Annotated in this window: 14 protein-coding genes; 6 read left to right on the forward strand and 8 right to left on the reverse strand. The window is 53.0% G+C overall.

Features of this window, described 5'->3' with window-relative positions:
• Positions 1 to 7: 7 nt before the first annotated feature.
• Entirely contained in the window at positions 8 to 1,057 is a 1,050-nt protein-coding gene (locus SIB56_RS06160) for a WD40 repeat domain-containing protein (RefSeq protein ID WP_413326465.1), read from the reverse strand.
• Entirely contained in the window at positions 1,045 to 2,391 is a 1,347-nt protein-coding gene (locus tag SIB56_RS06165) for a CobW family GTP-binding protein (RefSeq protein ID WP_413326467.1), read from the reverse strand. The genes SIB56_RS06160 and SIB56_RS06165 overlap by 13 nt, the downstream gene beginning before the upstream one ends.
• A gap of 129 nt (positions 2,392 to 2,520) precedes the next feature.
• On the opposite strand from SIB56_RS06165, the gene SIB56_RS06170 reads away from it, so the two are divergent.
• Genes SIB56_RS06170 through SIB56_RS06180 form a run of 3 tightly spaced genes read left to right on the forward strand, consistent with a single transcriptional unit; the run spans position 2,521 to position 5,173 of the window.
• Complete coding sequence (locus tag SIB56_RS06170) at positions 2,521 to 3,531, forward strand: metal ABC transporter solute-binding protein, Zn/Mn family (protein WP_413326469.1); 1,011 nt, start codon at positions 2,521 to 2,523, stop codon at positions 3,529 to 3,531.
• Between the two features lie 3 nt (positions 3,532 to 3,534).
• Positions 3,535 to 4,308 (forward strand): metal ABC transporter ATP-binding protein, encoded by a 774-nt coding sequence (locus SIB56_RS06175; protein ID WP_413326471.1) that lies wholly within the window; start codon positions 3,535 to 3,537, stop codon positions 4,306 to 4,308.
• Positions 4,301 to 5,173, forward strand: coding sequence for a metal ABC transporter permease (locus tag SIB56_RS06180; RefSeq protein ID WP_413326473.1), 873 nt, complete (start codon positions 4,301 to 4,303; stop codon positions 5,171 to 5,173). Before SIB56_RS06175 ends, SIB56_RS06180 begins: the two co-directional genes overlap by 8 nt.
• 415 nt (positions 5,174 to 5,588) lie before the next feature.
• On the opposite strand, the gene SIB56_RS06185 is transcribed toward SIB56_RS06180, so the two are convergent.
• From SIB56_RS06185 to SIB56_RS06205, 5 genes are all read right to left on the reverse strand, one after another.
• Positions 5,589 to 6,923: a mechanosensitive ion channel family protein gene (locus SIB56_RS06185; RefSeq protein ID WP_413326475.1), complete on the reverse strand. Its 1,335-nt coding sequence runs from the start codon at positions 6,921 to 6,923 to the stop codon at positions 5,589 to 5,591.
• Complete coding sequence (locus tag SIB56_RS06190) at positions 6,920 to 8,224, reverse strand: extracellular solute-binding protein (RefSeq protein WP_413326477.1); 1,305 nt, start codon at positions 8,222 to 8,224, stop codon at positions 6,920 to 6,922. Before SIB56_RS06190 ends, SIB56_RS06185 begins: the two co-directional genes overlap by 4 nt.
• 478 nt (positions 8,225 to 8,702) lie before the next feature.
• A complete protein-coding gene (locus SIB56_RS06195) occupies positions 8,703 to 8,864 on the reverse strand; it encodes a hypothetical protein (protein ID WP_413326479.1) in 162 nt (53 codons plus the stop codon).
• A gap of 70 nt (positions 8,865 to 8,934) precedes the next feature.
• A complete protein-coding gene (locus SIB56_RS06200) occupies positions 8,935 to 9,204 on the reverse strand; it encodes a hypothetical protein (protein ID WP_413326481.1) in 270 nt (89 codons plus the stop codon).
• Positions 9,205 to 9,494: 290 nt separating this feature from the next.
• Positions 9,495 to 9,719, reverse strand: coding sequence for a hypothetical protein (locus SIB56_RS06205; protein WP_413327171.1), 225 nt, complete (start codon positions 9,717 to 9,719; stop codon positions 9,495 to 9,497).
• A gap of 574 nt (positions 9,720 to 10,293) precedes the next feature.
• Between SIB56_RS06205 and SIB56_RS06210 the strand changes: the two genes are divergently transcribed.
• Positions 10,294 to 11,547, forward strand: coding sequence for an alpha-hydroxy acid oxidase (locus tag SIB56_RS06210; protein ID WP_413326483.1), 1,254 nt, complete (start codon positions 10,294 to 10,296; stop codon positions 11,545 to 11,547).
• Between the two features lie 62 nt (positions 11,548 to 11,609).
• Positions 11,610 to 12,230 (forward strand): DUF3598 family protein, encoded by a 621-nt coding sequence (locus SIB56_RS06215; RefSeq protein ID WP_413326485.1) that lies wholly within the window; start codon positions 11,610 to 11,612, stop codon positions 12,228 to 12,230.
• A 26-nt stretch (positions 12,231 to 12,256) separates the two neighbouring features.
• Here the strand turns inward: SIB56_RS06215 and SIB56_RS06220 are convergent, their stop codons facing one another.
• A complete protein-coding gene (locus SIB56_RS06220; protein ID WP_413326487.1) occupies positions 12,257 to 12,508 on the reverse strand; it encodes a hypothetical protein in 252 nt (83 codons plus the stop codon).
• A 101-nt stretch (positions 12,509 to 12,609) separates the two neighbouring features.
• Between SIB56_RS06220 and SIB56_RS06225 the strand changes: the two genes are divergently transcribed.
• Positions 12,610 to 12,810: a chlorophyll a/b-binding protein gene (locus SIB56_RS06225; RefSeq protein WP_413326488.1), complete on the forward strand. Its 201-nt coding sequence runs from the start codon at positions 12,610 to 12,612 to the stop codon at positions 12,808 to 12,810.
• Positions 12,811 to 12,955: the final 145 nt, after the last annotated feature.

Below are 12,955 nucleotides of genomic sequence, written 5' to 3' on the forward strand. Positions count from 1 at the left end.
ACAATCATCACCCACGAATTTTGAACGGCCAAACAGCCACACCTCCATTGGCATCGATCGCCGCCACAGCGGTGTCATCCGGATGCCAGCTGAGCGAGCTGATGCGTTCACCGGTGAATCCACCCCCGAGTGGATTGCCGTCACCGTTCTGATCCAGCAGCCAGACGAACACCGACCCATCGCGTGAACCTGAAGCAAGAATCAGCCCCTCATGGGCAAAGGCCAGCGTGGAGATGGGTTCAGGATGCAGAACCAGCTGTCCGGGCAATGAACCCTCGGGACCTTCTCCCTGAAAATTCCAGACGATGATCTGATCGCTGCCACCGGTGGCGAGAAAGCGGCCGCTCTGATCAAACGCCAGCTGACTGGGTTTGCCCGGATAGCCTGTCATCTCGGCATCCAGACCAGTCGACCGCCGCCAGAAATGCACTGAATTGTCCTGGCTGCCGCAGGCCACGATGTCGCCGCCGGGGCTCAGCACCATCGAAATCAGTGATCCCTGCCACTGCAGTTTCTGGCCAATCTGTTGTCTGGTGATGTCGTAAAAGGCGACCTGGCCGTAGCAGGCCGTGGCCAGTTCATCGGGCTTTGACCAGGAAACGGCGCTGACAGTGCTGGGGTGTTGCTCGGTACGCCAGCGCTCGCTGCCGTCATGCCTGTAGATGTGAACGGTTTTCGACGCTGCAACCGCGAGATGATGACCGTCCTTTGACCAGGCCAGGTGTTCGACCCAGGCTTTTCCAGGCTGAAGGGAATGAAGCAGTTCACCCTCTGAGCAGGTCCAGATCTGCACAGATCCGTCCTGGCCCGAAGTGGCAAATCGATCACCGTTCGGATGAATCGCCAGGGCCAGCAACCCTCCCTGATGCAGTTCCTGTTTCTGCCAGATCAGTTCACCGCTCTCTCCGGAAAACAGGGAAAGACCACCGGCAACATCGGCGACCAGAAGATGTCTGCCGGCATCCGTCCAGCCGCAGTCCAGCGCATAGTCATCCACCTGGGCGATCCAGCCTTCATGGAGCATGCCCTGAGGTGCAAAGGCCTTCAGATCAGACATTGATCAAAGTCCTTACGCATCTGCTCTTCATCGAGATTTCGGCCGATGAACACGAGTTGATTACGCCGGGGTTCATCACCCCACTCGGTGCCCGGCTGAGCGGTGAACAACATGTGAACACCCTGGAAGACGATTCGACGTGGTTCATTCGCATAGCTGATGAAGCCTTTGGTGCGGAAGATGTCGACTCCTTTTTCAGCAAGGAGCGTGCCAATCCATTGATTGAGTTTCTCAGGGTCGACATTTCCCGTTCGCTCAATCGCCATTGATCCCACTTCATCGTCGTGTTCGTGCTCTGCAACCCACACGCGTTCCTTGATCGGGCTCACGGGAGCATCACGGTCTGCAGGCATGATCCTGAGATCAAATTCCTCAGCGGTGTGCTGGGCATAGAAACCCATGGTCTGCGCGCTGTTCACATCGAAGACAAAGGATTTTCTGCCACTGGTATCCAGTTCAAGATTGAGATGCTGATTGGCGGCAATGGAATCGCCGGGCTTGAGTGATCTGGCGGGAAGTGCAAACAGCCGCACGCATTGTTCCGCGCTTTGCTTCAACGACTCTTCATCAGACTGTTGCCCCGGAATGGCAACAAGTGACATGGCCGGATCGGGGCCATCCTCGAGAGTCATCTCATAACGACCGGGCTCCAACTGGTAGACGCCGGACCACTCAAAGGGATATTCCGGTTCAAGAAATGTGGGACGACGCTCAAGTATCTGATCGAGATCGAAGGCGCTCAGATTCAGAACGGTTTCGACCGGCACATCGGCGTTCGTGCTGCGGACAACGCGGGCCATGGTGTTCATGTCCCGCAGACGCGATTCCAGTTTGACCAGTGCATCTTCCTGCACAAGATCCGATTTGTTGAGGATCAGAACGTCGGCGAAAGCCACCTGTTCGGAACTTTCATTGCTGCGCTCCAGCTGCTGATCGATGTGAGCGGCATCAATCAACGTGACGATGCCGTCGAGAGTGAATTCAGCCCGGATTTCATCATCCATGAAAAACGTCTGTGCAACCGGCCCCGGATCGGCAAGACCGGTTGTTTCCACCAGCACGTAATCAAATTTGTCCCGCCGCTTCATCAGGTTGCCAAGCACTCTGATCAGATCGCCCCGAACGGTGCAGCAGATACAGCCATTGGACATTTCAAAGACTTCTTCATCGGCATCGATGACAAGACCCTGATCAATACCAACCTCTCCGTATTCATTTTCGATCACAGCAATTTTTTTGCCGTGCTCCTCACTCAGAATTTTGTTCAGCAACGTTGTTTTGCCTGAACCCAGATAACCCGTCAGGATTGTCACGGGTACTTTTTGATACGTCATTTCGCGCCGGAGCAAGAATTCAAGGCTAAGGATCGTGGCCCAAGCTCGCGAGAATGATTATCATTCTTCGAGAAAGAGCGCCGAGGCGCGCTCTGAGCTTCACCCCATCTTTCCGGTTTACACACACGTATGAAATCTGTGTTCTCGCGTCTGGGCGCAATCTCTCTCCTGGTTGGGCTGGTCGCCTGTGGATCGCCCGGCGCCGAAAACAACAACGCAAGTCAGAACAAAGGTTTGAAGGTCGTCACCACGTTCCTTCCGATCACACTGTTCACGGAAGCGGTCGCGGGTGATTGTGCTGAAGTCACAGCATTGATTCCGCCCAATCTGGGGCCCCATGATTTTCAGGCCACACCCTCCGATCTCGCTGACCTCGGCAGCGCCGCGGTTCTGGTCAAGAACGGGCTCGAGATCGAGGAATTCCTGGATGATTTGATCAGCTCCGCTGACAACAAGAACCTGAAGGTGATCGATTCCAGCAGCGGAATTGCCACCATCAAAGCGGCTGGGGGCGGTCATCATGACGAAGCTCATCATGACGATCACCACGATGACCACCATGACGATCATCACGACGACCATGAGGAGGATGACCATGGTCATGGACACAGCCATGGTGAATACGATCCCCACGTCTGGCTGGATCCCGTGCGCGCAGCCAAGCAGGTTGAGAACATCCGTGACGGCCTGATTGCGGCCGACCCAAGCTGCACCGATGGGTATACAACAAACGCCGCAAATTACACGGCAAAGTTAAAAGAGCTGAATACGGAATTCACAACCAAGTTGAAGCCATACAGCGGTAAAACGTTTGTGGCATTTCACGACTTTGCGACTTATTTCGCCAATCGTTATTCACTCAAGGCCGAATTCCTCGTGGATCTGCCTGAGATGAATCCGAGCCCCGCCGATCTTCAGCGCGTGTCGGCGCAGGTCAAGAACTCCGGCTTGAAGGCCCTGCTGACCGAACCTCAGGAGGGCAATCGTTCCTTCAATGCCTTGGCGAAGGACCTGGGTGTGAATATCGTTGAATTCAATCCGCTTGAGACCGGCTCAGCCGAGTCAGCCAAGCTGCCGGATACCTACTTCGAGGTGATGCGCTCCAACGTCAACAATCTGGTCAAGGCCATCGGGGACTGACGTTTGAAACACAGTCCGGTTCTGGTGGTAAGCGATCTGTCGGTCGAACGTTCAGGTCGCCTAGCCGTTGAAAAGGTCTCGTTCGAACTCCAGAGTGAGAGCGAGACCGCTGTGGTGGGCCCCAACGGAGCCGGCAAAAGCACTCTGGTTGCCGCCATCCTCGGGTTGCTGCCACGCGCCGCAGGTGACATCCAGATTCTTGGAAAGCCCCTGTCGAACAACGGCTACCTGTCGGGCGCCATCCGATCTCAGATCGCCTACGTGCCCCAGAGCCTGTCATTGCAGGGGCATTTTCCCCTGACCGTGTCGGAGTTCGTCGGATTCGGCTTCGACCCTCCCGGCCCCCGCTGGCCGTGGAGTCATCAAAGTGAACGGCAGAAGGCGGTTGAACAGGCTCTGGAGAGAACCGGATGTCTTGATCTGAGAAACCGTCTGCTCAGTGAGCTGTCAGGCGGCCAGCTCAAGCGTGTGATGCTGTCATTCTGCGTTGTTCGACCGCGCCAGTTGCTGGTGCTTGATGAAGCACAGGCCGGCCTTGATGTGCCCTCGAATGAACGCTTTCAGCAGCTGCTGCTCGAATTGAGACGGCAGGAGGGATGGACCGTTCTGCATGTCTCGCATGATCTCGATATGGTGCGTCGCAGCAGCGACCAGGTGCTCTGCCTCAACAGACGTCTCTGTTGCAGTGGACCTCCCGATCACATGCTGACGCCTGAACGATTGACCGACCTCTACGGACCGAACGTGGTGCCCTACCGCCACCAGTGCCATGGTTGACGCCCAGTCACTGACTCTGGTGCTGGCCGAACCGTTCATGCAGCGAGCGCTGGTGGGGGGGCTGCTCACGGGATCCCTGGGTGGACTGCTCGGCAGCGTTGCCGTGCTCAGAGAACTGTCGTTCTTCAGTGATGCGCTGGGTCACTCGGCCCTGCTGGGCATCACGCTGGGAATTCTGCTCGGCGTCAATCCCACCCTGGTGCTGATTCCCTTCGCCGTGGTCTTCGCGATCCTGGTGAATCAGCTGGTTGAACGCAGCTCTCTGCCCACCGACGCATTGCTGAACATCGTCTACTCAACCTCTCTGGCGGCGGCGATTCTGTTTCTGAGCCTGGTGGAGTCTTACCGCGGAGGCATTCGTCAGCTGCTGTTCGGAGACATTCTCGGAGTCAGCAGCCTTGATCTGATCGTGATCGGTCTGCTGCTGGCAGCGGCCCTGATCTATCTGAGCCTGAGCCTGCGCGCTCAGGTGCTGCTCACTCTCAATCAGGATCTTGCCGGTGCGGTCGGTGTGCAGACCCGGTGGCACCGGCTGGCCTTCATTGTGCTGCTCGCCGTCGTTGTGGCGGTGTCGATCAAGGCGGTCGGCGTGCTGCTGATCAGCGCCTTCGTGGTGATTCCAGCCTGTGCCGGCCGTCTGCTCTGCCGCCGCTTCCCGCTCTACATGTTTGTATCAGCGACACTTGGTGGCAGCTGCGCACTGCTCGGCCTGCTGGCTTCAGGACTCACCAACCTGCCTTCAGGCCCATCGGTGGTCATGGTGCAGTTTCTTGGATTCATCGGAGCGCTGGTTCTGAGCTCAGATCTGTTCCGACGAAATCCTCGGAACAGGATCGCGACAGGCAGGATCGAAGGCAGTGACTGAATCGCACGCAGCGATTGAGCGGATCAAGACACCTGATCAATCGCGAGGGACGATGGTTGCGACAGCTGCTACAGCCCCGGGCTCAAAAACGCTGCACCCACAACAAGGTCATGATGCATTGAGATCTGATGACTGAGGTCTATCTGAATCGAAACTGATGCCGATGAAGGCCTATGGAAAAAGAAGACTGGAGAGAATCAAGCCATCAAGTCAACAGACACCATTCGAACGACAGCAGGTCATGCAAAGGCTGATTCACAGGCCAATCCTCAACATGGTGGCAAAAACACAGGGTGGAGAAATGATGACTCGGTTGATGACCATGCACAACAAATGATCGAGGCCGATTGACTTTTGAGGAGAGTAACCAGCCTCAACCCACATCCTGCACAAAACATTCAACCGATCGCACAAATCACCCAGAGAAAGAATCGTCTGATTCGGACATCTGAACAACATCAGGCAAATGAAGCGTTCTTTGAGGGAATGGTATTTCAATATTATTCTCTTTAAGAACACTCCAAATAATGAGATTCACGTCACCAGTTACCCGAATACCACTCGCAACATCTTTGATGAAAAATTTAGTATAGAAATCGAGGCTCGAATCTCCGAACTGAATGAATACAGTCGAAGGAGGAGGCGAAGCAAGCACATCTGGATGCGCTGCAACTGCAGGAGTTATAAATTTAATAACTAAATTTGGATCAGCACCGTAACTAACTCCGAAGTATGACTTTCTAGCGATGATATTGTGCTTTTTAGTATAGGTTGTTATCTGGTTAGTGAAAAATAGATTATTGGGTATAATTCTTTCTGAGTGATCGCCGGAGTTGATAACCGTAACGGCCCGGAGGCCACAATCAGTGATTTCTGCAATCTGGAAAGGCTCTGAAGAATTATCAAGCAGATTCAAATTAATGACATCACCCGGCTTGGTTGACCCTTCCAGCAAAAGCCAGATACCACTTGCAAAATTACTAACTATTTCCTTCAATCCAAGACCAACGCCCACGGAAAGCCCCCCGGTAATCAAGCCAAAAACAGTGGGATTAATTCCGATTAATCCAATAATTACAAAAACCCCGAATCCAATCAAACCATATCGAGTTAAAGTGTATATAGCCTTTGAAACCTCTCGACTTTTATTCTTTTCAAAGCCAAACAACCACTCAATGGTCTGCGTCGTCAATGTCGAAAAATTGACCCAAAGCAACAAGCCAATACTGAACAAAATTAAATCCAGTAAATTGAACGATGTGCCAAACAGTTCAACCAATGATGTGTAGAAAAGCGAAGCAGGATCGCCAAACGTTTGAGTGATAACAAACAGGGTGTAAACAACAAAAGAGGGTAAAAATAATTTATCTCGATAACCTTTTATGATAAACATTTTAGATGGTTTTGTGAATTGAACGAGAGCTTGAAATAGCAGCGAAAACGCTAAAAACAAGATCAACAAAAAGCCAGTTTCTTTGATCAATCCACTAGGGCTTTTGGCAATAGCAAGCACCGCATAAGATATTCCAATTATCAACAGACTGAAAACAGATATATTTGCCCTCTGATTAAACTCAAAGCGAAAAACTTTTATGCCTCGTTTAAGCCTTACAACACTCACCGTACTTACAAGTAGACTTGTGAAAATCAAGGCAATTTGAAGGCCTACAGCTGGCCTCGCAAGCGCATGTAGAAGTTCACTAAAAAAAAGAGATAGAGGATCAAAATTGATTTGGTTAGATGTTGTCATTGTTTTACCGAGAGCTGATTGACAATATCTTGACTGGCAACATCTGGATCCATCAGGCCAGAGGTTGCATCCTCAAACAAAGTTTGAATCGTGTTGAATTTTTTTGCTAAAATCTCAAATTCATGACTGGTTAACATAAATGAGTTCGCTAAAGAATATTCAGAATCTCTATACACAGGAAATAGCTGATTACTGAAGTCGCTATTAGTATTAACTGGCAATATAGAATTCCAATTGATGGCAATCTGCTGTTGTTGATCTGTGCTGACAGCAAAAGATACAAAACGATGAGCAAGATTTTTTTGGTTCTCACTCATAAAAGGATTAAAGACAAATGAGGCGCCTGTAAGTCGTGGAGTCGCAGGCTGACCATTGATAGTGGGAAGGGGAGCGACTCCTAAATTTTCTGATCCAATCTTTTCACGTAACAGTGGTAGATCAATGGAGGTGCAATTCATAATACTGATCTTTCCCTTTGAGAAATATTCTGTCATGACTGCTGTATTTTTGAAAAGAGCCAGATTAGGCTCCAAATCCATAGTTTTCAACGAGACTATCCATCGAGTCAAGCCATCTTTAAAAGCAGCCTGAGACGTTATCTCACTATTTAGTGATGTAATTTTTAAACCTGACAATCCCCACATTTTATCCAAAAAATTTCCACCAATCGCAACTGAAATACCAGATTTTGATAGTGCTACTAACTTATCCAGTGATTCTGGTGCGGTGGAAATTTTTCGCTTATCAAAACAAAGCAGCTGAACATTCACAATGAATGGTATTGCATAAAGTTTACCATCAACTTTCAATGACTTAAGCAATTTTTTTCTCGTATACCTGAGTCCCGAGAAATCCGCTTTGACGTTTTGTATATCACCCCTTTTTCCTAGCTGAGATATCATAAAATTATGAGAAAGAAGAACATCCGGACCTAATCCGCTGGAAATTTCCTGAGAATACCTCTTGTAAATGTGTGAATCAGAGTATTTTTCCCAAATCACTTTTATAGTTGAATAATCAGATTCAAAGCGACTCACTAAATTCGCAATCGTAGAGTCGATCATCTTCTGGATAAATGGATTCATCCCCTGATATTCAGGCGTCCAGATTACAAGTGTTCCAGCAGGACGATCATGACTTTCATTACCCCTTAAATCCAGATTGAAATGGTTATCTTTCTGAACCTGATTTCCATACTCGGAGAGGTTCGGTATTCCTTCGGATGTCGTTCTGGCACAACCACACAGCAGCATCACAGCCGCAATCAGAACCGGCGATTTCAGCCTGGGAAGCTGGAACAACATATTTTCAAAAACTATGCCAATGCTGGACGCACAGCGCGGTGTTGCTTGAAATCATCTGAATCTTTTCAATTTTGTGCAATGAGAAAGCCTCATCAGTGATCTGATCCAGCAAACTCGCTGAGACCTTTCACAAAAAATCAGTACTTTTCAAGTATAGATCTTCAAGCACTCAACGATTCACAGGCCTTTGAAGTAAATCAGATGATTGACGTAACTTCTGATATTCATGAGATAGACAGCAAAATATAGAAAGAAAAAAATACTGCAAGATCACGGCATGAATGGCTTTTAAAAATGCTCAACCTGGATTTTTAAAAGCTGTTTATTTTTATCAAGTCTTGCATTTAAAGATTGCAATTTAATTTTTAAATCCTTGCCCGGTTTCTGCAAGGCTTAGGAATCGTTTCAGTCAATTAGCCACTCCCCTGAAAACTCGTTTATAACCACACCTGCACTTCTCAAGACAGAAGTAGGTTCATCCGGGAAGGGGAAGTGCCGCCTGAATCAGCCGTTCAAGCCACCTGATTCTCCCTTCGGTGGCGAAGAGAGCGTCTTCCTTGGCGAGGTATTCAACGAGCTTCGGTTCCGGCAGATCACGGATGGTCTGCTGCAGGGATTGGAACTGCAGCTGAATCAACAGCGCACGATGAAGTGCTGGTGTCGATACGGACCCTTGATCAAGCCGCTCGCGGATTCCCCCTGAACAGTCAGGAGGCTTTTGAGCTCTGTTGGCGGCGACGTCTGGCTCGGCGCGGTTTGCCCGACGACGACGAGTTCTGGCTGAGATAGATCTTTCTCCCCTTGGCATCCAGGCGATAAAGACCTCCACGCGGACCCTTGTGAATCGGATCAGGGTCTGCCGATTCAACCGCCTGAATGGTGCGTTCCTTCAGCGAATGGGAGGGATCAGCGGAAGCTTGTTGTTCAGCTTTTCCGGCAATCAACGACTTCAGAAAGTGCAGGGCGCCCTTAATCATGGAAGGGAGATTCGTTTCCCTACTTAAACGTCTCCGTCAAGAGCATGAAGATCAATGTGGTTGATCGGCTGTACGAATCTCTGCGCAAACGCGTCGTCGACAGAAAAACCTAGGTATGTCCTCCCGATTCTGAAAAAGACCAGCGCCTCATAAAAAATTCCCGGGGTATCAACCCCGGGAACCGTGCTCTCATGAACTCATCAACCGCATCAAGCCTGCTCCTGACCTCTGCATCCTGAAAGGAGGAGAACCGTCAGGGCAGGGACGGTTCTCCCGACAGCAACAGTCGACTAGGCGACCCAGCGATCTGCATCCATGATCGTTTTGATCAGCAGTCCGAGGCGCTTGAACTCCGCAAAATTAAGGTCTTTGACCGCTTGATCCAGACCACAGTCGACCCAGTCGCCGTCGTGTTTGACGTGGATCGTGAAGTCCTGGTCCAGTGCTTCACGCCTGATGCGGTAAGTGAAGCCGTCCTCATGCTCGAAGTCGGCGGATTGGAGTTGCAGGCCCATGGCATCAGACCCTTGAGAACTAGGCGGTTCGCACGCCGTTCTGACTTTCGTTCTCAACCCCGGCTGAGGCAATGCGCCTTCATGCTCATTGCCTTTGCAGTCACAGAGACCAAAACTGTTGGCATCGAGATCGGAGGCGCTGATGACAGCCGACACTCCACCCAACCAGATCGCAGAAGCCTCCTGACTTTCCGGCCCCCTGCTCCAACAGTTTCCACCCATCCGTGAGGCTGGTCCTTCGACAGGCAGACATCCGGCGCGCCACGTCGATCGACACTCCACTGCACCGCCACAGGTGCCCAGGATCCGCATCAGCCCCACCTCTGGACGTCATGGCCCCAGGGACGCCGCAGTCAGCGCTTCACCCTCCTCCTTTCATACCGACGTGACAGGGTGAAATCATGCGCGAGCGAGCGAGGAAGGCCGTCTCTTCCATCGGGAAGGGGCGGCCTTCCGCATGAACCGAGCAGTCGATAAGGATTCCAAACGACTTGCCAGCTACTTGGATCCGCATGCAACAGCGCTTGTACTCTTCGCTGATTGAAACAACAGCTGGGGCCACCGCATCGACGTCATGACAGTCAGCTCTGAATTGCGGGATGCACTGTGCACAGAAGACCTCTGGAGGCGGATGCGCAGGCGTGTTCCGCCGATCGTTGCTGAATATTTCGTGGGTGGTGCCGATGAGGAGATCACCCTCAAAGGCAATGTGAAGGCCTTTCAACAGACGGTTCTCAACGTGCGCGGCGCAACCCGTTTCGAGACCCTCGACACCAGCACAACTGTTCTTGGCCATGAGCTGGCCGTTCCCTGGTACATCTCTCCAGTGGGAAGCCTGCGCACCATTTATCCCAAAGGGGATGCTGTGGCTGCTCGCGTGGCCGGCAAATTCGGCACCGTGATGGGCCTTTCAACTCTTTCAGGAACCCGCATGGAGGAGGTCGCGGCAGCATCCTCGAAACAGTGCTGGTTTCAGTTGTATCTCTGCGGTGGGCGAGACACGGCCCTGCGTGCGATTGACCGGGCCAAAAAGGCGGGTTTCACCGCACTGTTTCTCACCATCGACACGGGTGTCTCCGGCCAGCGGCGTGTGCATGAACGGATGAAACCACTGCAGGCCCTGCATCCCTGGGAGGGGCTCAGCGGCAATCAGCGACTGCAATGGATCCTGCGGCGGCTGCAGCTGGCGCCTCAGATGTCCACACGACTGCCCTGGCTCACGGATCTCCTCGGTGATGAAGGGGTGATGCGCTTCGTGAACATCATCGATGACAAGGGCGAGCCGATGCCTTTCACCGACATCGGTTCCCAGCTCGCATCATCCGCCGTGACCTGGGCTGATTTCGAGTGGATTCGCGAAGCCTGGGGCATGGATCGTCCAATCATCATCAAAGGCGTGCACTGCGCCGACGACGCCAAGCGTGCTGAAGACGTTGGGGCCGATGCAGTCGTCTGGTCCAACCACGGGGGCCGGCAGATGGACAGGGTTCCACCGACCCTGCACATGGTTCAGAGCGAAATGCCCAAGCTGAGCAACTCCAGGCTCACCTTTCTGATGGATGGAGGAATCCGTTGCGGCACCGACGTCCTCATTGCCCTGAGCCATGGAATCCAGGCCGTGGGCATCGGTCGGGCCATGGTTGCCGGTCTCGGGGCAGGAGGAGAGGCCGGTCTCACACGCAGCTTCGAGATCCTGCGCGAAGGGCTGGAAAGAGGCATGCGTCTGACCGGAGTGGGCTCCGTCGATGAGATTCGCTCCATGGGTGCTGAGCTTCGCTGTGAGTGTCTGCTCCAGGGAGACAGCCATCTGCCTCCCTTCGTGTACTGAAGCTGGTCGCATCCGTGGCGCGGGACCGCCACGATTGATGGCTGATTCAGTGATACGAGACCATGCACGACCCCCGCGCCGCTCTGCTGCAGCACAACCGCGGACATTGGCAGGGATGCTTCATCCGCCTTGGCAGCGACGGCAGCGAGGAGGATCGTTTCCCGACATCGCTGGAGGTGCAGGAACGCGATGGCGTGATCGAGAACCAACTCACCTACCTGGCCTCGGGCGAGCAGCGAGCGATGAATTTCGAGAACGTGCCGTTCACCATGCAGGTGAATGCCGGTGGCGCCTGGTCACTCGGCCCGAGCGCCATCACTCCGCTCGCCTGGACGGGTGAGCTGAGCGTCGTTCACGGCGATCAACGTCGGCGGATCGTGGCACGCCATGGATTTCATGGTCTCGATCAGGTCGTCTACATCGTGGAGACACGCTCAGGCGGCGAACCGGTGGCGCCGGCGAAGCCGCTGCAGTGCACGACCAGAGCACACGGCAACTGGATGATCTGGCAGCCGGAGCCGCATGTGGAGCTGTTGCTCGATGCCCGAGACCGGCACATGGGTGACAACACGGTCTGCGGACTGCGCTGGCTCACCCCCGAGGGTCAGTGCCATCAGATCGTGCGGCGCTACGACAAGAACGGATACCTCCAGCCTCTCTCTGAGCCGGAGGCCTGGGAATGAAGCCACCTGATCCGTTCGGCGGAGATTCAGTCGAGTTCCCAGCACTCACTGCCGTTTCGGGTCATCAGGCAGACCAGACCGGACTCCCTGCTGATCACCCTGTAGGTGTGACCATCGGCATCGCTCTTCGACCTTGCATGCCATAGAGCATGATCCCTGGTCTGGTGCAGGTCGGTCTGATGCCAGCCTGCATCAGTCAGCTCTTCGATCTGAAACACAGCTTGCACAAGGAATCTGTCATCACGTTGTTCGGTGGAAATCGACAGTTGAAGAAGCAACGGAAAATTCTTGGGATTGCTTCACCTCACGACGCAGTTGATCCGACCGCGTTGCATTCCGTTACAAAGCGTCGTAATGTTGCTTAATAAGCAATGAACCGATGAGTTCCTCAACCTCCGCCCAGGACCAGTGGTACCAGGACGCAGCCGCCAGCCAGATCAAAGGTGAGCGCATGGTGCGTGCGGAACTGCTCAACGGTCGGGTGGCCATGCTCGGCTTCGTCGTCGGTGTTCTCACCGAAGCCCTAACAGGTCACGGCATCGTCAGCCAGATCACCTTCGGAGTTCTGGGACTGGGTTGAGTTCCATCACCTGCGCCGGATCGCTCGATGCAACCTCCTGAGCAGATGCCCGGGAGGTTTTTTTGTGTCCTGTCATCGGCGAACGGTCCTGCTTCAGCACATTCCGATCGCTGCGGCCGGTGAGTTCGCTGAGGCCGGCTAGCTT

Origin of the sequence: Synechococcus sp. MIT S9503 (assembly GCF_047304175.1) — a bacterium.
Lineage (GTDB): Bacteria > Cyanobacteriota > Cyanobacteriia > PCC-6307 > Cyanobiaceae > Synechococcus_C.